Source organism: Streptomyces caniferus (assembly GCF_009811555.1).
GTDB lineage: Bacteria > Actinomycetota > Actinomycetes > Streptomycetales > Streptomycetaceae > Streptomyces > Streptomyces caniferus.
Map to the genome: position 1 here is coordinate 330,825 of NZ_BLIN01000001.1, position 20,017 is coordinate 350,841.

At 69.5% G+C, this 20,017-nt stretch carries 13 protein-coding genes; 5 read left to right on the top strand and 8 right to left on the bottom strand.

Annotation, left to right across the window (positions count from 1 at the left end):
• Positions 1–33: 33 nt before the first annotated feature.
• Together Scani_RS01370 and Scani_RS01375 are read left to right on the top strand one after the other, a co-directional pair.
• Positions 34–957 (top strand): helix-turn-helix domain-containing protein, encoded by a 924-nt coding sequence (locus tag Scani_RS01370; RefSeq protein ID WP_159469150.1) that lies wholly within the window; start codon positions 34–36, stop codon positions 955–957.
• Positions 954–1,169, top strand: a complete 216-nt coding sequence (locus Scani_RS01375; RefSeq protein ID WP_159469152.1) for a DUF397 domain-containing protein — start codon at positions 954–956, stop codon at positions 1,167–1,169. The genes Scani_RS01370 and Scani_RS01375 overlap by 4 nt, the downstream gene beginning before the upstream one ends.
• A gap of 70 nt (positions 1,170–1,239) precedes the next feature.
• Here Scani_RS01375 and Scani_RS01380 read toward each other — a convergent pair whose 3' ends face one another.
• The 3 genes from Scani_RS01380 to Scani_RS01390 all read right to left on the bottom strand — a co-directional run bounded on the left by Scani_RS01380 (position 1,240) and on the right by Scani_RS01390 (position 11,713).
• Positions 1,240–6,870, bottom strand: a complete 5,631-nt coding sequence (locus Scani_RS01380; RefSeq protein ID WP_159469154.1) for an Eco57I restriction-modification methylase domain-containing protein — start codon at positions 6,868–6,870, stop codon at positions 1,240–1,242.
• A gap of 106 nt (positions 6,871–6,976) precedes the next feature.
• Positions 6,977–10,096, bottom strand: coding sequence for a DEAD/DEAH box helicase (locus tag Scani_RS01385; protein ID WP_159469156.1), 3,120 nt, complete (start codon positions 10,094–10,096; stop codon positions 6,977–6,979).
• 210 nt (positions 10,097–10,306) lie between these two features.
• Entirely contained in the window at positions 10,307–11,713 is a 1,407-nt protein-coding gene (locus Scani_RS01390; RefSeq protein WP_159469158.1) for a serine/threonine-protein kinase, read from the bottom strand.
• 214 nt (positions 11,714–11,927) lie between these two features.
• Between Scani_RS01390 and Scani_RS01395 the strand changes: the two genes are divergently transcribed.
• From Scani_RS01395 to Scani_RS40220, 3 genes are all read left to right on the top strand, one after another.
• Positions 11,928–13,514, top strand: a complete 1,587-nt coding sequence (locus Scani_RS01395; RefSeq protein ID WP_159469171.1) for a CBS domain-containing anti-phage protein — start codon at positions 11,928–11,930, stop codon at positions 13,512–13,514.
• A 147-nt stretch (positions 13,515–13,661) separates the two neighbouring features.
• The gene (locus tag Scani_RS40215; protein WP_174872590.1) at positions 13,662–14,000 is read left to right on the top strand and encodes a hypothetical protein; all 339 of its coding nucleotides are present in this window, start codon (positions 13,662–13,664) and stop codon (positions 13,998–14,000) included.
• Positions 13,960–14,361 (top strand): hypothetical protein, encoded by a 402-nt coding sequence (locus Scani_RS40220; protein ID WP_174872591.1) that lies wholly within the window; start codon positions 13,960–13,962, stop codon positions 14,359–14,361. Before Scani_RS40215 ends, Scani_RS40220 begins: the two co-directional genes overlap by 41 nt.
• A 903-nt stretch (positions 14,362–15,264) precedes the next feature.
• On the opposite strand, the gene Scani_RS01405 is transcribed toward Scani_RS40220, so the two are convergent.
• From Scani_RS01405 to Scani_RS01425, 5 genes are all read right to left on the bottom strand, one after another.
• On the bottom strand, positions 15,265–15,798 hold the full coding sequence (locus Scani_RS01405) for a flavin reductase family protein (RefSeq protein ID WP_159469173.1): 534 nt from the start codon (positions 15,796–15,798) through the stop codon (positions 15,265–15,267).
• Complete coding sequence (locus Scani_RS01410; protein WP_159469175.1) at positions 15,795–17,078, bottom strand: ATP-grasp domain-containing protein; 1,284 nt, start codon at positions 17,076–17,078, stop codon at positions 15,795–15,797. Before Scani_RS01410 ends, Scani_RS01405 begins: the two co-directional genes overlap by 4 nt.
• Positions 17,075–17,947, bottom strand: a complete 873-nt coding sequence (locus Scani_RS01415) for an NAD(P)-dependent oxidoreductase (RefSeq protein WP_159469178.1) — start codon at positions 17,945–17,947, stop codon at positions 17,075–17,077. Before Scani_RS01415 ends, Scani_RS01410 begins: the two co-directional genes overlap by 4 nt.
• Positions 17,948–18,054: 107 nt before the next feature.
• Complete coding sequence (locus Scani_RS01420) at positions 18,055–18,795, bottom strand: TSUP family transporter (protein ID WP_159469180.1); 741 nt, start codon at positions 18,793–18,795, stop codon at positions 18,055–18,057.
• Positions 18,788–20,017 carry an MFS transporter gene (locus Scani_RS01425; RefSeq protein ID WP_159469182.1) on the bottom strand — a complete coding sequence of 410 codons (1,230 nt, stop codon included), beginning with the start codon at positions 20,015–20,017 and terminating at the stop codon, positions 18,788–18,790. Before Scani_RS01425 ends, Scani_RS01420 begins: the two co-directional genes overlap by 8 nt.

Consider the following 20,017-nt stretch of genomic DNA (forward strand, 5'->3'; position numbering starts at 1 on the left):
GGGAGGGGCGTTGGTCGGGGGAGGCGGTGGTCGATGACGGAGCGTGCGGGTACGGCGGCGGGGGCGGAGTCCCCTTCGGGCGGTGACGGCGGAGCGGTCGTGAACCTCGGGGACGGATGGGAGTGCGACGACGGTGCCGGGCGGCGCCCCGAGGACGAGGCCGGACGGGGCATCGTCACGGCATTCGGGCAGACCATGAAGACACTGCGCCTGCGGAAGGGGATGGAGCGCGAGGAGTTCGGGAGACGGCTCGGGTACTCGGCCTCCACGATCGCCTCGTTCGAGCAGGGGCGGAGGATTCCGTCACCCCAGACCATCGACCGGGCGGACGAGGTGCTGGACGCCGACGGGCTGCTGTGCCTGTGGAAGGAGCAGGTGGAGCGGGCGCAGTATCCGGTGTTCTTCCAGGGGATGGCGGCGTTGGAGAAGGCGTGCCTTGAGCTGCTCATGTACGACACGCATGTCGTCAACGGACTGCTGCAGACCGAGGAGTACATGAGGGCCCTGCTCGCCATGCGGCGTCCGCCTCTGGGCCAGGAAACGATCGAGCAGCGGGTGGCCGCCCGGCTGGTTCGGCAGGACATCTTCGACCGGTGCCCCGCGCCGCTACTGGGTTTCGTCATGGACGAGTCGGTGTTGCGGCACTTGTACGGCGGCAAGGACGTGCTGCGGGGACAGTTGGAGCAACTTCTGCTGATCGGCCAGAAGCGGAACGTCGAGATCCAGGTCATGCCGATCGACTGCGAGGACAACGCGGGCGTGAACGGACCGTTCACGGTCGTCACGCGGAAGGACAGCAAGAAGTTCGTATACGCCGAGACTCACGCAACCAGCACTCTTGAGACCGACCCAGAACAGGCGGTTCTCGCCGCCGCCCGCTATGGGATTATTCGATCGCAGGCACTCTCTCCACGGGAGTCACTCAGGTTCATCGAAGGGTTACTGGGATCGCTATGAACAACGCTGAGTCCTCGACCACCGCATCCGGCCTCGCCTGGTTCAAGAGCAGCTACAGCGGAACTGAGGGCGGCCAGTGTGTAGAGGTCGCGGCCGGTAACGCCGTTGTGCACGTCCGGGACTCCAAAGACGTCGCCGGGCCCGTCCTCACGGTGTCGCGTGAGGCGTGGGCGGGTTTCGTCAGGTTGGCCTCGTCGGGACGGCTCGTCTGACGCTCGTACGTATGCGAGAGCCCTGCCGGTTCCAGTCGAACGGCAGGGCTCTCGCATGGGCGGGACCTGGTCAGTTCTCGGTGTTTTCTGGGGGCTGTGTATCACCGGGCTCCCAGCCGGCCTTGCGCAGGCGACGGGTGAACTCGGCGTGGGCGGCTCTCATCTCGTCCTTGCGGTGAGCCCGGTGGAGGGGGCCGGTGTAGCCGTCTGGGACCTTGTACTCGTTCGGAAAGCCCTCCGCTGAACTCAGTTCCTTCCAGGCCCCCTTGGGCTGACCGTATCCGTACTGCTGATGTGCCTTCGCGATACGGCGGCCTGCCGCGTCGAACCACATGCTCTCCTCGTACTGCTGGAGCACGGGGAACCTGGCGTCGTACATGGCCACCAGCTCGTCCGCGCTAATACCAAGCCAGACAGCGACCAGGGCGTCGATCTCGACGAGGGCCGCACGTCGGGCGAACTCCGTGCGGAGGGGGGTGTCGCGGGTCCAGGTTCGGGCTACGCCGTCGGTGAGCGGGGGTGCGGCTTCGGGCCAGGCGGTAGTTGCGGCCCAGGTGTCTTGCTGCCAGGTGGGGTCGTAGAGCTCTTCCCAGAGGGGGGCGTAGGCGTTGGCCTGACAGTTGAGGCGGAGGGTGCGGAGGAGGAGGGCCGGGGCGAGTGGGTGGCTTGGCGTGGGAGCGGGGAGGGTTTTGGCCTCGCCAATACGGAGGTCGTTACGGCCTGTGGCGCGCAGGTAGTAGTCCAAGGGCAGCGCGGCCATGAAACCGGCCGCCAGCGCGGTGTCGGTGGTACTGCCCAACGACATGGAATTCACCAGGTCGACGTGGACGGGCCCGGGCGGGACAAGAGCCGCGAACAGACTGCGCTCTGTGTTGGAGGCGATCTGCCTGCGCCATGCCACCCGGTAGAACTCAGAGTATGGCCGCACACTCGCAGCCCGCAGAAGCGCATCGACAACCCTGTCCAGGTCTTCGTCCTCCAGCTCAGGATTGGCCGCCATAGCAGCAGCCTTCGCAGTCGCGACCGCCTCCGGATCGCCCCAGAGCTGCGCGAGCCTGTTGTGGTCCACCCAGCGGTCCTGCGCGTCAGCGAATCTTGAGCGGGCGCCTGCGGGGCGGTAGTTCGTGCGCGGTGCCGCATCTACCGCGAGATCCAGGTGGCCCCAAGGCTCGTAATCGCGCATGCTCTTCGACCCGCCTTCGGGCGGCTGCTTGTGGTAGGGAGTGGCAATGCTGATCAGCGGCCCTTGGAGGATGACGTCCTGCCAGCTGTCGACAGAGCCGGGCGTCCAGGCGAAGTAACCCGCCGTACGGTCCGTCTTCTCGTTGAAGCCGCCACTGATCCGCGGATTCATCGAGCGGAGTCGATGGGTCCACCTACCGAGCACCACGATCGCCGCCTCCTCGGCCCGTGTCACGGGGTAGAGGAGCTTGGCCTGCTCGACCGGCGGCGGATTCTCCTCACTCGCCAGTTCACGCCACTCGGCCAGGCGTGCGCGGTCCACCGTAACGATCCGGTCCCGATGCGGACGCAAGTCCCACTTTCCTCTGTCCTTAACGGCCGGCAAGGGCCCCTCTCCGGCATGGCGGAAGGACTTGACCAGCACACTCGGGTGGAGCAGCCAACTCATGTGCTGGAAGCAGATGTCCTGCTCCTTGCCATACACATTGACACTGAAGTGACTGCTGTTACCCACCGGGTTGGCGAAGATGAGTAGCTCATTGGTGAAGTCCGCGTGGAAGCGCAGGTGTCGGTAGGCGGCTCCGCGCAGCGCCGCCTCCTTCGCCCCCGTCAAATGCGTCGACGGATGAATCAGCCCCGCCACGCCCCGCTCACCGGTAGCCCTCCACCCCAGCAACATGAACGCCCGATACATATCCGGCCGCGTCCCCACCAGCTCCGGATACGTATCCACCGACGACAGGAACTCCGAAACACCTGCGACGGTCCCCAGCTCACCCAGATAGAACGACCGATGCTCAGGTTTGCACAGCAGCTCGGCCACGTTCTCTTCCCGGCCGGCCTCGGCAGCCTTCCCACCCAGCACGAACCACGGCTCGATCTCCGCAAGGACGCCATTCTCGTCCCACTCCTGCCGGACCCACGGCGGATTCCCCACCATCAGATCGAAGCCGCCCTCCGCAAAAACATGCGCGAAGTCCAACTCCCAGTGGAAGAAGCCCCGTTCCTTGGCGATCCGCCCCACGGTCTCGTACCAGGGGAACGTGTCCCCGAGATCCGCCGGCCTGGACCAGGCCAGCGTCTCGATCATCTTCTGGTCGAGTTCCTGCTCCTTGTCGTCCAGCTCGTCCAGACTCTTGACGCCGTCGAAGGACAGGAGCGAGGCCTGCTGCCCCTCCCCCGTGTCCACGTCGACCCGGCCGACCACGGCTTCCGCGAATTCGATCCAGTCGTCCAGGGAGCGGAGCGGGACCGTACGCCTGGGGTCGTCCTTCCTCAGCGTGGTGCGGTCCTCCCCGTTCGGCCGGTACCAGAACTCATCGGAACCGTCGAGCAACCCGACCTGCTCCAGCGGCCAGAACCACAGCGCGCACCAGGCGTCCATGAGCTGCTTGAGCCGCCAATACGGAGTGCCCTTGCGGTGGAGAGCCTCCAGGACGGCGTCCCGGTCCATCGGCGCATGGCCGTCACGGCCGCCGCCCGGCCCCGGTTCCTGCCCGTCCCGCGGAATCGCCGCGCCCCAGACATCCACATGCCGTGAGATCTCCCGCTCGGAGAGCGTCAGCCGCATCACGACCAGGTCCCACAGATACTCGACCCGTCGGGCGAGCTTGATCAGGCGCCCGGTCTGGGTCTTCTCCCCGGGTTCCGTGTCGCCCTCTGCCGAAGCCACGGCCCTCGTCGAGCCCCGACCACCACGGTCGCCACGACTGACGCCACTGCCACCATCAACGCCGCCGTCCCCCGCGGCAACCCCCAACGACGGCTGTTCCCAGATCTCCAGCCCGAAATCGAACGCCCCCTGCCCCAGCCGGGCGTCCTCCTCCGCCAGCTTCTCCGCGGTCGGCGCCACCTTCTTCTTCGGCGCCGCCCGCTTGGGGTCCCCCTTCGGGTTGCGCCGCATCGCCGAGCGCCACTTGCGCATCGCGTCGACCAGTTCGGGCTCCAGCCAGTCGACGACATCACCGTCAACCACGGCCTTCACCGTCTCCTCCGGTGTGCCCTTCTTCAGCGTTCGCAGGGACACCTTCTCGCCGATCGAGCCCCAACCCATCGCAGGCAGCAGGAACTGGTGCACCTCACGGGCCTTCAGTTTCTCGCCGAGCGGTACGTGCCGGGGGCGCTGCGGTGCCTTCGTGGTCAGCCAGCCGCCCTTGCTCAGGGAGTTGCCGGGGTACACCTTCCGGGCCGCGCCGACCAGGGAGTTGCCCCGGTGGAGGTGCAGGCCGTACCAAGGCGCCTTCATGCCCCGGTGCATGGTGTTCAACCACAGGGAGATCTCGGCGAGTTCGACGGCCGTCTCGTTGAGGTCGACACCGTACGCGTTGTGCAGGGCGATGTACGCCTTCACCTTCTGCAGCTCGCGCTGGTAGTCCTCGGGGTCGATCTCGACGCCTCGCTCGCGCTGGGCGAGCCGCAGGTACAGCTCGGCGAGCTGGTTGACGGCCTCGTTGAGGAACGCACCGGAGCCCAGGGCCGGTTCGCACACACGCCACCGCAGCACATCCGGCGCGTTCACCCACGCCTTCTCCGGCTCCTTGGGGTCGACCTCGCCCTTCTCGTCGAGGCGGAAGCGCAGGGTCTGCTCGACCGTGGCCTGAGTGAGGGATTCCGGCGTGTAGTACGAGGCACTGGTCTGGCGGTCGCGGCCTGCCAGGCGGTACACGTACGAGTCGACCTTGTGCGGCAGCGGCACCCGCTCGTTGGTCTCCGGGTTCAGTTCCGTCTTCACGAAGACGCTGTCGTTCGGGCCGTCGGGGTAGCGTCCCGAGCCGACCTGGCTGGCACGGATCAGCCAGGACCCACCGCTGGGGTCACCTCCCTTGGCGACCTCGTACAGCGGCTCGTCGGCGATGAAACCGGTGTAGGACATCAGGCCCTCGTACACCGCGCCGAGGTGGTTGATGCTGAGGTTCGCGTACGAGATGAAGCCGCCGCGTCCGCCGCGTCCGCGGCCCTCGACGACGGTCAGATTGCGCAGCACCTGGTGCAGGACCTTGTTGCGCAGGCGCAGGTCCAGGCGGCGGGCCGTGGCGGAGACCGTGCCGTCGGGGGCGATGTCGTCGGGGTGCGTGATCGTCTGGTCGACGAGCTTGATCGAGGCCGGGTCGAAGAGCCGGGACTTCAGGGCCTCGATGCGTACGCCCTCGTAGCCGTCGTCCTCGGACAGCTGTGGCGTCTCGGTGTCCCGCGCTGCGCGGTCCGTGCGCTGCACGGCGTCGCGGGAGGTGATCGTGTCGGCCACGGGGTGGCCGGTGAAGACCTTCTTGAACAGCAGGTCCAGGGAGTCGTGGAAGTGGTGGCGGTCGCGGGAGGTGCTGGACAGCTTCTCCTGGACCGCCAGTTCGCGCAGCCGGGCCACGCTGTAGCCCTGGACGTACTCCTCGCTCTTCATCGGGAGGATGTCCAGCTCGGGGCGGGCTTCCGCGTAGAGCAGGAAGAGGATGCGGTAGAGGTAGCGCAGCGACTCGTTGGTGAGAAGGTCCGGGAGTGCGCCGGGCTCCGCCAGCGCGTCCGGGAGCCACTCGGGGAGGTCGTCGGGCCTGACGCCCTTCTTGCCCGCGAGGTCCAGGACCTCGTTGGCGATCAGCTGGACGGACTTCTTCAGGCCCTCACGCAGGTCGCTGGTCACGCCCACGGAGTGGTCGCGGGACTCCGCCACCAGGCGGGCGATGTCGTCGTCCCCGCCGTCCTGGGTGGGACGCAAGGACGGCGCGCCGAACAGGGCGGCGATCACGTCGAGTTCGCCGGCGGTCGCGCCCTTGATGCCCTTGCGGGGCAGGGCGACCTCCAGGGTGACCGCCAGGTGACGACCGCGCGCGTAGTGCTCCCGGTCGGCGAGAACCATGACCCCGCCGAACAGGAGCAGCAGATAGCGGGGCGCGTTGTCGGCGGCGAGCAGCCAGGCGGCGAGGTCCGTGACCGTGGTGAGCGTCTTGCCGGAGGCCACACGGACGGGCACGGCCAGACGGTTGGCTGAGCCGTCACCCCGCGCGCCGGCGACATCGTCGGCGAAGCCGCCGGTCAGTACGGCGATACCCGGCTCGCTATGGGCCACGGGCACCGCGGCAGAGCCGGCTGCGCCGTGCACGGTGAGGTGACCGGGACGGGGGGTGAAGCCGAGGGCGGTCAGGACCCGGACGTGCCAGGCGTGCAGGTTCGCGCGCCACGTCTCCTCGGGGCTGTCTCCGTACGTGCGCTGCGCGGCCTCGGGCTGGAAGACGGGCGGCTCCTCCGAGCCGCTGCGGGACTTCAGTTTCTCGGTCGCCGTCTGCTGGGCGGCGACGGCCTCCGGGTCGGGCAGGGGATTGAACTTCTCGGCCTCGCCGCCCACGGTGATCCGTACGTCGAGGTAGGGCCCGGTGAGGTCCCGGAGTCCCTGCCGTGGCGTCGGGCGCCCCTGCCGTTCCTCGGCCGCCCACTCCTTCAGACGGCCCGTCTTGAGCTGCTTGGGCAGGATCTCGTCCAGGTAGAAGGACGGGAAGTACTCACCCTCGTTGATCAGCGCGTCGAACTTCACGCTTGCTGCTCCTGCCGGATCGCGTCAGTGGTGGGGCGGGGACCATCCTGCGCCTGGTCCGCCGGGTTGTTCGGGGTGTGTGCCGGGGCGGGCGCGCTGGCTGCGGTCATGAGCTGGGCTCCAGGGCGGCCAGGACCCTGATCATCGGGTCGCCGGTCGTGCGCAGCCGCGTCGCGGCCTTCTCGAGGTTCTCGGCGGCCCGTTCGCGGGCGGTGCGTCCGCCGCTGAAGCCGGGCAGCGGCTGCTCCAGCCAGCGGCCGACCTCCGTCTCGTACTCCCGCAGCGGACGGTCGATGTGCTTCTCCGCCTCGGCCCGCAGCCGGTCCATCTCACGACGGGTGGCGGCCACGGCCGCCGGGACGTGGTGCTGGAGCGCCGCCGGGTCACCCTGAGCAAAGTGGTCCGGCATGTCAGGGCGCAGGCCGAGCTCAGCGAGGAGCGGCCGGGTCAGTTCCCGCACCCGGGGCTCCTCACCGTCCCGGTCCAACCGGTCGACGGCCAGCCAGGTCACGACCGTCGGGCGGCCGTCCTGGTTGGACCACACGCCCTGGGTGAGAAGGACCGGCTCCGGTACGCGGGCGCTGCGGTTCACCTGGATCACGGGCGCCTGCTGGCGGCCCAGCTGCACCAGGACCTTGTCGGTGATCCACTCCAGGACGGGGTGCAGCTCACCGACGTAGTGGGCGTCCGGCCACAGCGACGGGGAGTCGAGGTCCTCCCGGGCCCGCCGCAGGGAGTCGGCCGCGTCCTCGCGGCTGAAGGTGAGCTTCACGCGGCGCGTGATGCCGTGGTCGCGCAGATAGCCGGGAGGCAGGACGTCGAGCCGGTCGGCGAGATCCTCGGGGGTGTCGAAGCTCAGGTCCGTACCGTTCACGGTGGTGTCCAGGCGGAACGGCTCCAGGTCGGCGAGTTCCTCCAGGCCGGCGAGAACGTAGTCGCGGCGGTCGGTGAACAGGCGCAGCTCTTCGACGACGCGGAGGGGGGTGTGGCCGCCGTCCGCGGCCGGTGCTGCTCGGGCCTCGTCCGCCGCCGTCGCGTCCGGGAAGTCCGTCTCGTCCGGGGCGTCGTCGAAGTCGAAGCCCGCGTCCGCCTCGTAGTCCTCGTCGAAGCCGAACGTCGTCGAGTCGTCGTACGGATCGCCCTCCGCGCCGAACTCGGCGTTCAGCTGCTGAGCGAGAGGCAGGTCCACGGGGGCTGCGCTGTCGTCCAGGGAAACGATCTGCAGGTCGTCCACGGCCTGCTGGGGTGCCTCACCCTTGAAGAGGGCTTCCATGACGCGCTTCTCCTCCAGCGCGCCGTCGTTCACCTTCGTCGCCGCTTCGACAGCGCCGAGGATCGCATGCACCCGCTCCTCGCGGGCCAGGACCTTCTCGGCGATATCCGTGTCGTCCAGCGCCCCGTCCACCGCCGACTCCAGGACCATGGCGCGGAACTCGGGCGGCCGGGTCTGCCCGTAGCGGTCGATGCGACCGTTGCGCTGCTCGACCCTGATCAGGCTCCACGGCAGGTCCCAGTGGATCAGGTGGTGGCACTGGCGGTGCAGGTTGACCCCCTCGGAGGCGCCGTCGCCGGTGAGCAGCAGCCGTACGTCGCCGCCCGCACGGGCGAACTCGTCGACGTACTCCATCTGGACCCGGTCCGAGACACCGGTGCTGTGCAGGACCTTGACCGCGGCCTTGGCGTCCTCCTTCACCGTCCAGCCGAGCAGCGGCGGGAGCACCTCGCCCAGCCAGTCAAGGGTTTCGCGGCGTTCGGAGAAAACGACCGCACGCGTGGGGCTGCCCGCCTTCACTCCGATGCGGCGCAGCTCCTCGACCAGGCCCGCCAGCTTGGAGGTGGCGGTCAGCCCGCCGTCTCCGGCGGCCGCCCGGTCGATGGCGCGGGCCAGCTCCAACAGACGCAGGAGGGACGCCGACTCGGGTGTGCGCGCCTCGACCTCGGACGGCGGTTCGTCAGTGATCTTGTGCCGCTCGGGGAGGACATGTCCGGTCTTGACAAGCCGCTCGCGCACCGTGACGAACAGCGCGCGGTGCGAGGACAGGAAGGACTTGAGCAGGACGTAGGGAAAGAGACGGTCCTCCGCGCCGGCCTGCTGGTCCGGCCGCTTCAGCCAGTGGTCGGCGAGCTCCTGGAAGACCTCCTCCTCCAGCGAGTTGGCCTGGCAGCGCACCGGGTGGGAACCACCGCGCGGCGCCCAGTGTCCCTTGAGCTGGTCCGCCACCTCGGTGCTGACCTTGGTCCGGCGCAGCATCAGGTGTTCCAGCTCCGCCGGCTTCGGGTGTTGCGGGTCCTTGACCGCCATGGGGTCGAGGAGGCGGATCAGGCCGGTGAAGGCGGGCATGTTGCCGTTGTGCGGGGTCGCGCTCGCCAGGATCAGCGCGTCCGTCTGTTCAGCGAGCAGGTCGGCCAGGGCGCGGCGCTCGCTGCCCTGGTTGATGAGGTTGTGGGACTCGTCGATGACCACGGCGTCCCAGCGGAGGTTCTCCAGCCATGGACGGTAGCGCTTGGGGTTCTTGAGCGTGTCCATGGAGACGATCACGCGCTTGTAGTACGTGAACGGATTGCGGCCCGCCGGGATCTTCCGCTCGATGCGGGCGATGCCCGCGCTGTCGAGCCGGACCAGCGGCAGGGAGAAGCGCGTCCACATCTCGTGCTGGAACTGTTCGAGGACGGGCGCGGGTGTGACGACCAGGATGCGCTCGCCGCGGCCGCGCCGGATCAGCTCGCCGAGCAGCGCCCCGATCTCCAGGGTCTTGCCGAGACCGACCACATCGCCGATCAGCAGCCGGGGCCGCAGCGGATTCGCCAGTGCCTTGGCGGCGGGCCGCAGCTGGTAGTCCATGCGGTCGAGCAGAAATCCGTCGGTCAGCGCGAGGCGCCGCTCCCGCTGAGGCAGCGCCGTCTTGCGCAGCACGGCCTCCAGGAAGAGGCGGCTGCGCCGGAAATGCGGCGAGCCGTCGGCGATGAGCCGGGTGTCCTCGGGGCGCAGGATGCGGAGCTCGTCCATCGTGGGCGCCAGGAACCGGGCCTCCTGGCCGCGCACCAGGTCGGATGCGCCGACCGCCTCGATGAGGAACTCGCCGGACGGCAGTCGCTTGCTGTTGCGGACCATCCACTCCTCGTCACGCACCTCGATCACCGTGCCGGCCGGCGGAGGCCCCTCTGCCGCCGTGGCCTGGGCGGCGGGCGGGGCCTCGGAGCTGCTGCCGGGCACTGCGTCGGGCATGTCGGGCGGGTCCTTTCGGGTCGTGCGAGGGCACGCTGCGGCGGTGGGGCCGCGGCAGTGCGAGTGGTGGCTCCGGGTTGTGGGGTCCCGGAGAAGCCTATGGCTCCGGCAGGGCGGGGCGGGACCAGTCGGCGCAAGGTGACGGATCGGTCCCAAATGGGAGGCGACCAAGAGACTTTCGCGAGGCCCCTTATGCACCTTTTGCCCGCGCTACAAGTTCCCGCGGTGTGCGTACGCCTTGCGCAACCGGGAGGCGACATTCTGCGCGGCCGGGGGAGGCGATTGCGGGGCGTGGGGCGACGGTTCCTTCGCGGGCTGCGGGGGTGCGAGGCGGTAGCTCGTGGGGCTGGGGCCGTTGTCGGGCTCCGGCTGGGGAGGGGCCTCGTCGCCGGGCGTCGGCTGCGGGACGGGTTCCACGGGCTGCGCCGGGGCGGGGTCGACGAGTGTCGGCGGGTAAGCGTCGGGGCTGTCGGCCCGGTCGTCGACCTCCGCCGCCCTGTCCATCTCATCCGTGTCCACGATCCCGTAGAAGCCGAGGTCGTCGACGGCCAGATCCGCGGCGGCACCCTCGGCCCATGGGGCGTCCGGTGCCGCACCCGCATCGACCGCCTTCTGGGCCAGTTCACGCACGGCCGGGTCGGCGCGGTCGGCGAGCACCCCGGAAGGCAGCTCGGGAGTCAGGCCGGCAGCGGCGACGAGGGCCCTGAGTTGCTCCGCCGCGAGGTCGGGTGTCAGATCGGCGCCGGCCAGCAGGGCAAGCAAACTGGTCTCCACGGCGTCGAGATCCGGACGCCGCCCCGGTGCGGGCACCAGTATCTGAGCCAGCAGCGGCATGAAGGCAGTGTCGATGCCGTCCCAGTTCGGTTCGGTCATCAGCGGCACGATCGGGTAAGGAGGCCTGCCCGTCAGGGCGAAGAACAGGGTGGCTCCGAGCGCGTACACATCAGCGGGTTCCTTGACGTGCTTGGTGTCCGTGAGCTGTTCGAGAGGCATGTACGGGCGCGTGCCCAAGCGGTCGCCGGTCCGGGTGAGCGCCTGGCTGGACTGCCGCTCGGAGAGAACCGCCAGACCGAAGTCCAGCACCACGGGGCCGTCCGGGCCGAGAACGACGTTGCGGGGCTTGAGATCACGGTGCAGCAGTCTCGCACCATGGATGGCGCGCAAGGCATCCACGAGGGCCAGGCCGAGCGCGGCATACGGCCCCACAGCGAAAGTGCCGGATTCCTTCACCATGATCTGCAGGGAAGGCCCCGCGATGTAGTCCATGGCGAACCAAGGGTCGACGGCCTCCGGATCCGCCGCGATCACGGCTGGCACGCGGCCGCCGACCACGGCACGCACGGCGTCGATCTCCCTGCCGAACCGCTCCCGGGCCTGTGGCTCACCGTCCAGCAAGTCCGGCTGAATCATCTTGACCACGACGAGCCGCGACTCGTCGTCCTCAGCGGAGTCATCGGACTCGATCAGGCGATACGCCGCGGCCAGCTCGTCCGATAGGCCGTCCAGGCGGATCCTGTGGGCCACATAGGCAATACCCATGCCCCCCTCGCCAAGCCGGGCGAGCAGTTCGAACGGCCCCACCACACATGGGTCGGCATCGGTGTCCAGCGGCTTCATCGGCGCTCTCGTACCCCCCATACTCGCGTCGCGACCTTCACCCCGGTCACGCTGCCGTCGATCAGTCTACGGGCTGTATGCGGAGTCGCACGGACAACTGAGAAGCCGCACTCACCGACTTTCAAGTGGACGTTTTCCAGGCGATGTTGGCAGGCTGGCTCCTGCAGTGTCGCGCCGCGCGATCATGCGTCAGATGCTTACGGAGAGGTGCAGTATGCGGGCCTGGGTGGTACGTGCGGGAGAGAACGGTGAGCGGGAACAGGCAGCGCTGGAGGACGGTGTTCTCCTCGCCGGGTGGCTCGGTCTGGGAGATCTCGCCGACACCACCACACGAGACGACATCAGGGCATCCGTGGCCGCCGCCTACCCCGACGAAGGGCCGTACACGGTCGGCAACTGGACCGGGCAGCTCTACCGCTTCGTCCACGAGATCCAGCCCGGCGATCTCGTCGTCCTTCCACTGAAGTCCCTGCTCGTGGCCGTCGGACGCGTGGACGGCGCCTACGAGTACCGCACGGCCGCCGCCGACGGGATGCGCCATGTACGACGAGTCGAGTGGCTCGTCAGGGACATCGACCGGCAAGTGGTGCAGTCAGACCTTCTGGACAGCATGGGCTCACTGCTCACCGTTTTCGAACTCAGCAGGTTCGGGGCAGCGGAACGCGTGGCCGCCTTATCCGAAGGCAAACCCGACCCCGGGCGTCCTGACGCCGACGAGTTCGCCGCCACCCTCACCGAACCCGCGAAGCTGTACGAGGAAGTGCGCCGGCGCAGCGCGGACGAGCCGCTCACCCTGTCCATCCGGGACTTCCTCGGCGTCTGGGGTGTCCAGCGTCGTTATCCGGCGGCGACCGAGCAAATCAAGAGCGGCCTGGAAACACGCGGTCTGGTCACCATTCCGCCCTTCACCGAGGGCACGCTGGACAGTCAGATCGCGGTACTGGCGGGCGGCGCCGAGCCCGACGAATCGGGAACGAGCGCGGTGACCAGGCTCTCCGGCAGCAGCGATCTGTCGGCCGCGGTCCAGAGCGCCGCGCACGCCGCTGGCCAACTGCCCGACGAAGAAGCCGATGTTCAAACCGTCGCCTACCGGGTGAGCAACCTCGAATCCGCCAATCGCATGCCCGAGTCCGTGCAGGTCGGGGACAGCCTCGGGACGGCCATGACGATCATGGTGTTGCGCGGTTACGGCCAGCTTCCCGTCCTCGACGCGGACGGGCGACTGCGCGGCGTCGTCAGCTGGGAGTCGATCGGGCGCGCCCGCATGGCCGATCCCGGGGCCGATCTACAGGCGGCGACGGTCCGTGGCCAGGAAGCGGATCGGTCGGACGACCTGCTCGACTGGATCGGGACCATCGAGCAGTCCGGATACGTTCTGGTGCGCGATCACGACCACAAGGTCTGCGGTCTGATCACCGCCTCCGACCTGACCGTCCAATTCGGCACCCGGGTACGCCCTTTCGTGCTCGTGGAGGAGATCGAGCAGCGTCTGCGCCGTGTGGTCGACCGGTGCATTCCGCTCGACCGCATCAAGGCGGCCGTACCTCGGGGCCGCGCCGCTCAGGTGAACTCTGCCGCCAACATGACCTTCGGGGCCTACGGGCACCTGCTCAAGGCCCCTGAGAACTGGGCCGCCCTCGGATGGGCCATCGACCAGCAGCACTTCCTCGCAGCGCTTGAGGACTGCCGCCGCTTCCGCAACGACTTGATGCACTTCAGCCCCGACCCCGTCACCGATGACCAGTTGCTTCCTGCGCAGGGGCTCCTCGAACTGTTGCGTTCCGTGGATCCGCAGGTCTGACCGTTACGGGGTGGACATTCTGGACGTTGGCCACGTGGTCCCATTCTCGATGTCCTTACTCATCAACGTAGTTAAACGAATACGATCCGCCCAGGGGGGCACACCGAGCGCCTCCCACGGGTGGAGGGCACCAGTGCCGTGAGAGTCATGGATCAGCTCACGCTGCAACGAGAAGGAACGGCGCGGAAGGGCTGCGCCGAAACATGTTCCGGCGCACAGTCCGAAGGCATGGCGGATATCTGGCGGGTTCAGCTGCCCGGACGCCCTCTGCTGACGATCCACGACACCCGCTGGGACAACGGAGAGCGCGACCTCGTCCTGTACCAGCCCGCCGTCGTGCCGGAAATGCCGGCACCACTGTCCAATCTTCACAACCGACGGCGGGCCGGCATCCAGGCCGCCGGAGGAGGAAAGCTGCGGATCATGGGATGGGTCGCCCTCCCCGGTGACCGCCCCCCGTTTCAAGAAGACTTTCACCACGGCTGAGTTTGCCGACGTGTGCGGTCTCGACGACCTACGCCACCTGACCGCCCGTCCCGGGGTGGACCTTGATGCGGCCTTGGGCCGGCCGCATCCGCTCCTGATCGATCTGGACAGACCACAGGACACGGATTCCCTTCAGCACGCTCTCTACTTCCCGCAGGACGATGCCGAAACGCCGGTCGCTTTCTACGTCCTGAGCCGTATCGCGCCTACGCTGCGCCACATAGGCTGGCTGCCCGATCTCGTCCGCTTGAAGTCGCGAACCATTCGAACGGCCCCCGGCACGGGTCAGGCGTCGGCGAGCAGTCGTGAAGGCCGCCACCCCCAGAGCAGCGAGCCAGGCTTCAGCGCAACACGGCTCTGACTGGAGCGCCTGGAACCCACCTCTTCCTGGCTGCTCCTGGGGGCTTCCCCAAGAACAGCCAGGAAGGCCGCTCCACCGTGATTTTGTAGCAGTGTCCCGATCACCGCGTCCCGCAGCGCTCTGGAGACACCCGCACCGTCAGCACATCCGGGCAGGGCAGATCCCGCAGGGCGACCACAAGACGCGGAGCGTTGCGTGATATCTGCCGAGGGATGCGACCACGGAATCGATCCGATCCTGCCAGTCCTCCGGCAACTCGACCGCTCTTGGCTCAGGCGTCCCCGAGGCCCGATTTGCGGCCCGGCCCCGGGCCGCCGACTGCCAAGTGCCAGTCGTACGGCAGAACCTGCACGCTTGCCCCGGTGGATTCGAGTTCCGGGTGGCTTCGTCGAGGTCGAGTCCTGAACATTGCACCAATTCGGTGAACACGACGACAGCGCCGACGATCACATGCCAGGGCAGCCGCTGTATCCACTGGATCGGAGTGCCCTCGGGTGCGCAGCCACTCGGTGAGAAACCACGGGCCGACCCCTCACCTCAGCGCGTTCGACGCGTATGCCCCTTTCTCGTCTCTTCTCGCCCCATTTCAGCGAGAGGCCGGCGCCCCTGCTCCTCACCCTCGTGCCGAGCTCGCCGGAAGGCACACTCATAGCCAACTCCGCGCCCACCAAACATCTTCGGAAGCGAGCCCCCCGATACGGTCTCCGCTAGACGACAACCTCCGCGACGACCTCATAGCCGGAGAAAAGACAGGCGAACGCGCCCCTCAGCATGGACGGACCCGCCCACCGACAGGGCTCCGATGGCCACGAAGCACAAAGGAGCCTCGGAGACGAAGCCACCCAGCGAACCGATCAGCCCCTGCCAACGCCAGCCCATCTGGTAGCGCCACCCCAGAGGGAATCACCCCTCCACACTCCCAGGCCCCTCCCCGCCAGCGCGCACCCCCGGCGCCGCATGCAAGCCCCCGTGCAGATGAACGAGGCTGTCGCCCGCGGCACCGATGCGTACGTGTTCGACGGCGCAGACGATCAACTGGTGGTCGCCGAGTTCGAGTTGGTGGTGGCGGGTGCCGACCAGCCAGGCGGCGCAGTCGTCGAGCAGGGGCACTCCGTGCGGGCCGGTGTGCCAGCGGGTGGGTGGGGCGAACCGGTCGACGCCCGCGGCCGCGAACCGCTCGGCCACCTCGCGCTGGGCGGCGCCGAGCAGCTGGATCCCGAACCTGTGGCAGTCCTTGATCCTGGCCCAGGTCGAGGACGTCTCGGCGAGCGCGAAGGAGACCAGCGCCGGTTCGGCGCTCACCGAGGTGAACGAGGTGATCGTCACCCCGGCGGGGCCGGCGGGCGTGGCCGCGGTGAGCACCGCGACGCCGGAGGCGTGCCCCCGCAGTGCGGTGCGCAGCTGACGGGCGCCGACCGTGGGCGCCGCCGTGGTCACGAGCCCGGCCCGGAGGGCGTGGTGCCGAGCAGCCGTTCGGGACGGGGGGCCACGGCCGCGATGGAGCGCGGTGTGCCGGACGCCGTGTCGGGCCGGGTCCTGATGGTGATCCGGGCGGCCAGTTCGTGGGCCAGGGCACGCGCTTCGTCGGCCGAGTCGCCACGGACGATGAGCAGCCCGGACCGGTCGTACGACCAGGCGATGGGGGCCACCGTGTCACCGGGCGCGACGGAGAGCTGCAGGGCCACCACCCGCGGATCGGCGCGCACCTCGTCGGCTCCGGTGACGGACTCGACGATGCCCGGCTCGGCGGTCAGGAAGCGGATGGCGCCGCCGCCCCTGGCCGGGCCCGGCGTGATGGGCGCGGTACGGTCCGCGTACCAGAGGAAGCCCAGCGCGTCGATGTCGGTCCCGTACACCTCGTGGGCCAGGTCGGTGATCCGGTCGCCGCCGCGCCGGTTGTGGGACTCGACCAGGCGAGGGCCGTCGGAGGTGAGGATCACCTCGGTGTGCGAGGGGCCGTCCGTGACTCCGACGGCGTCCAGCATCCTGCTGACCAGCGAATCGATCCGGGCCGTGGTGTCCGCGTCGAGGCCCGCCGGCTGTACGTGGCCGAGCTCGACGAACGAGTCCAGCTTCTCCTTGGCCGTGTACGCGACGACCACGTGCTCGCCCGCGAAGCTGAACGCCTCCACGCTGAACTCGGGGCCCTGCAGGTACTGCTCCATCACGAACGTGTGCAGCCCGAACTCCGCTGCCCAGGCCGCGACTTCCGTGACCGCGTCGGGGCCCTGCACCAGGCGCACGCCAAGGCTGCCGGATCCGTACCTGGGCTTGATCACCGCGGGCCCGAACTCGGCGACGAAGGCGCGGATGTCGGCCTCGTCGTGCCCCAGGCGGGCGGCGACCCCTTCGATGCCCCGCTCGGCGAGCAGCTCCCGGAAGGCCAGCTTGTCCTGCAGCACGCGGACGGTGTCGAGGCCGGTGCCCGGCAGGCCGAGCGCCGTCGTCGCGGCCGCGGCCGACTCCAGGCCGTCTTCGATGATCGAGACGACCCGGGCCAGCGGCCGGTGCCGGTGCACGGCGGCGAGGAGGTCGGCGACGGCCTGTGGGTCGCGGTAGTCCGTGAGGTGGGCCTCGGCCACCCACTCCAGCCCTGCCGGGTCGAGTTCCTGCGGGCCGTACACCCAGACGATGTCGAAGCCGGCCTGCCGGGCCTTCTTCAGGGTGGCGACCTTTCCGCCGATGACCGCGATCCGCGGTGCGTTCTGGTGCGTCATGCGCGCAGCTCCCGTCCCGATGCGTTCTCCAGCCAGCGCACGACCTCGACGTTGTCGGCGCCCGCCGGCAGTTCGTCGTGCGCCTTCTCCCACAGCTCCCGGCAGGCGTGGCCGAAGGCGGCGGGGCCGCCCGCGGAGTCGAGCAGCGACGCGCCGATGCGGATGTCCTTGAGCATCAGACGCAGCGCGAAGCCCGAGTCGAAGGTGCCGGACAGCACATGGTCGGGGAGCTTGGTCTGCGAGGCGTGGTTGCGGCCGGTGGACGCGTTGATCACCTCCAGCATCGCCGCGGGTTCGAGACCGAACGCCCGTCCGGCGAGCATGACTTCGGCGACCGCGGCGAGATTGACCGCGGAGAGCAGGTTGTTGAGCGCCTTCAGCGCGTGGCCCGCGCCCGCGGGGCCCACCCGGTACACCGTGCCGAGCGCGCCGAGCACGTGCTCCGCCCGCTCCACGTCCCCGGGTTCGCCCGCGGCCATCAGCGTCAGCTCACCCGCGCGCGCGGCGGCCGGGGATCCGGAGACCGGCGCGTCGACCACGGAGACCTCGTACGCGGCGGCCGCGCGGCCGAGGGCCAGGGTGTCCTCGGGTGCCGAGGAGCCCGTGTCGACGATCAGGGAGCCCGCGGCGAGGTGCGGGAGCAGCCCCTCGGCCACCTGCCAAACTGCCGCTCCGTCGGGGAGCATGGTGACCACCACCGGCGCGGCCAGATCCGCGACGGACGCCGCCGTGCGCACGCCCGGGTGTGCGCCGGCCGCCGCGGCGACGCTCGCCTCGGCGTCGTACGCGACCACGTCGAACCCGCGCTCCGCGAGCCGGCGGCACATCCCACCGCCCATGGACCCCAGTCCCGCAAATCCCACCCGCATGATCCGTTCCTTCCTCCGTACTTGTTGCTCACGCGTCCGGGCGGACGCGCTCATGCCGATCCGGCGCGCTCATGCCGATGCGGCGCACTCGTGGCGTACCGCCGCCCTCATCCCGTCACGATGGCGACCAGCCCCCGGACGAGAAGGACGAGCGCGGCGACGACCGCGAGGACGAGCACTCCGTTGCGCATCCGGCCGCCGCCGTCCACCCGCCGCCGGACCGGCCCCGACAGCGCGAATCCGGCCACCACCGCGGGCAACAGCATCGCCCCGAAGGCCAGTTGTTCGCTGGGCAGCCGGCCGACGACGGTGAGGGAGCCGAGCGAGAGCAGCGTCCCTGCCGTGTAGAAGACGCTGAGGGTGCCACGGATCCTGGGCCCGGGTTCCTGGTGGTAGACGAGCGCGATGAACGGCCCGCCGATGGACGATGTCGTCCCGGTGAGGCCCGCCACGGCGCCGGAGGCGATCAGCGTGCCCCGGTTCTTGGGCAGCCTGGCCGGGTCGAAGGCGAGGAGCGAGACGACGCCCAGGGTGATGCCCGCCGAGAGCAGGTCGAGCGTCGACACCGAGACCACGAGGATCACGTACGAGGCCGCGACCGTGCCCACGATCCGCCCGGCCATCGCCCAGGAGACGCCGTGCCAGTCGGTGTGGGAGATCTCCCGGACCGCCCCGAGCGCGGCCAGGACGGCGGCGACCAGGAGCAGTGACCCCGGCATCAGACTCGGCGCGGCGATCTGCACCACCGGCGCCGACACCAGGGCGAGCCCCACCCCCAGGCTGCCCTGGACGAGCGCGCCGAGGAACACCGCGACGGACGCGAAGACGAGAACGGACAGCTCAGGCATCGACGGGCACCTCGACTCGCATCCGCTCCCCCGCCGCGCGGGCGACCCGCTCGGCCGCGACGCCCGCCACCACGAGCACCGCCGCGGCCACCACCCAGCCGAGCGCACCCGAGCCGAGCAGCAGCCCGGTGACCAGGACGGGGCCGAGGACCCGCTGTCCGGCCACGCTCAGATTGAAGACCGAAAGATAGCGTCCGCGCTGCTCCTCGGGGGCCAGGGCGATGGACAGGTCCCACACCGCGGAGTTGGCGATCACCTCGGCCAGGGACAGCGTCACCACCGCGGCGGCCAGCCACGCCACCGCGGGCCCGCCCGCGACGGAGCCCGACGCGGCGAAGCACAGACTGCTCACCGCGAGCACGGCGCCCGTCCACGTCAGCATCCGGGTGGTGCGCCGCTGGCCGGTCGCCAGCCTGCTGACCGGGATCTGCAGCGCCACGACGAGCACGGTGTTCAGCGCGAACAGCACGGACACGGTGGCCCGCGGGGCATCCGTGTGTTCCAGGATCCATACGGGCATCGCGACCAGCAGCATCGTGTCGAAGAAGAACAGCAGGAAGTTGAGTCCGGTCAGCGTCAGATAGCGCGCATCGGGCACCACCCGGCTCTTGACCTGCTGTTCCGCTGCACCGTCCGGGGCTGCCCCGGCCGTCGGCGCGGCGAGCTCGGGCACCCGCAGCACGAGCACCGCACCGCCGAGGAAGGCGAGCCCGATGGCGACCAGCGTGAACCGGTAGGCGGCCTGGGTGTCGCTGGCGAGCGCGACACCGGCCGCCATCGCACCGGCCCCGAGTCCGCAGTTGCGTACGACGTTGACCACCGCGAGCAGCCGGGTGCGCTCCTGACGCTCCGGCAGGGCGGCGGCGACCAGTGCCTGGAGCACCGGGGGCCCCGCCCTGTCGCACGCCACCGCGCACAGCGTCACCGCCATGAACTGCCAGAAGTCCGTGACGAAGACGTACGCCGCACAGCACACCCCCCGCCCCAGGTACACGGCGGCGAGTACCCGCCGTGCCCCGTACCGGTCGGCGAGGGCCCCACCGAGCAGCGAGGTCCCCAGGGCCACCACACCGGCAAGGGCGAGCCCGGAGCCCACCTGGTTCGCCGAAAGGTCCACTTGCCGGGTGAAGTACGCCATGGAACTCGCCATGAACAGGCCGATGCCGAGCGACTGGACGAGCGCAGCGGCGGCGAGCCGGCGGCCGCCCGCGGTGAGCTTCAC

Bases quoted from the DNA above. Each gene is read 5' to 3' on its own strand.
- Scani_RS01370 (WP_159469150.1), top strand. From the start codon at position 34: ATGACGGAGCGTGCGGGTACGGCGGCGGGGGCGGAGTCCCCTTCGGGC.
- Scani_RS01375 (WP_159469152.1), top strand. From the start codon at position 954: ATGAACAACGCTGAGTCCTCGACCACCGCATCCGGCCTCGCCTGGTTC.
- Scani_RS01385 (WP_159469156.1), bottom strand. From the start codon at position 10,096: ATGCCCGACGCAGTGCCCGGCAGCAGCTCCGAGGCCCCGCCCGCCGCC.
- Scani_RS01390 (WP_159469158.1), bottom strand. From the start codon at position 11,713: ATGAAGCCGCTGGACACCGATGCCGACCCATGTGTGGTGGGGCCGTTC.
- Scani_RS01395 (WP_159469171.1), top strand. From the start codon at position 11,928: ATGCGGGCCTGGGTGGTACGTGCGGGAGAGAACGGTGAGCGGGAACAG.
- Scani_RS40215 (WP_174872590.1), top strand. From the start codon at position 13,662: ATGGATCAGCTCACGCTGCAACGAGAAGGAACGGCGCGGAAGGGCTGC.
- Scani_RS01410 (WP_159469175.1), bottom strand. From the start codon at position 17,078: ATGACGCACCAGAACGCACCGCGGATCGCGGTCATCGGCGGAAAGGTC.
- Scani_RS01415 (WP_159469178.1), bottom strand. From the start codon at position 17,947: ATGCGGGTGGGATTTGCGGGACTGGGGTCCATGGGCGGTGGGATGTGC.
- Scani_RS01420 (WP_159469180.1), bottom strand. From the start codon at position 18,795: ATGCCTGAGCTGTCCGTTCTCGTCTTCGCGTCCGTCGCGGTGTTCCTC.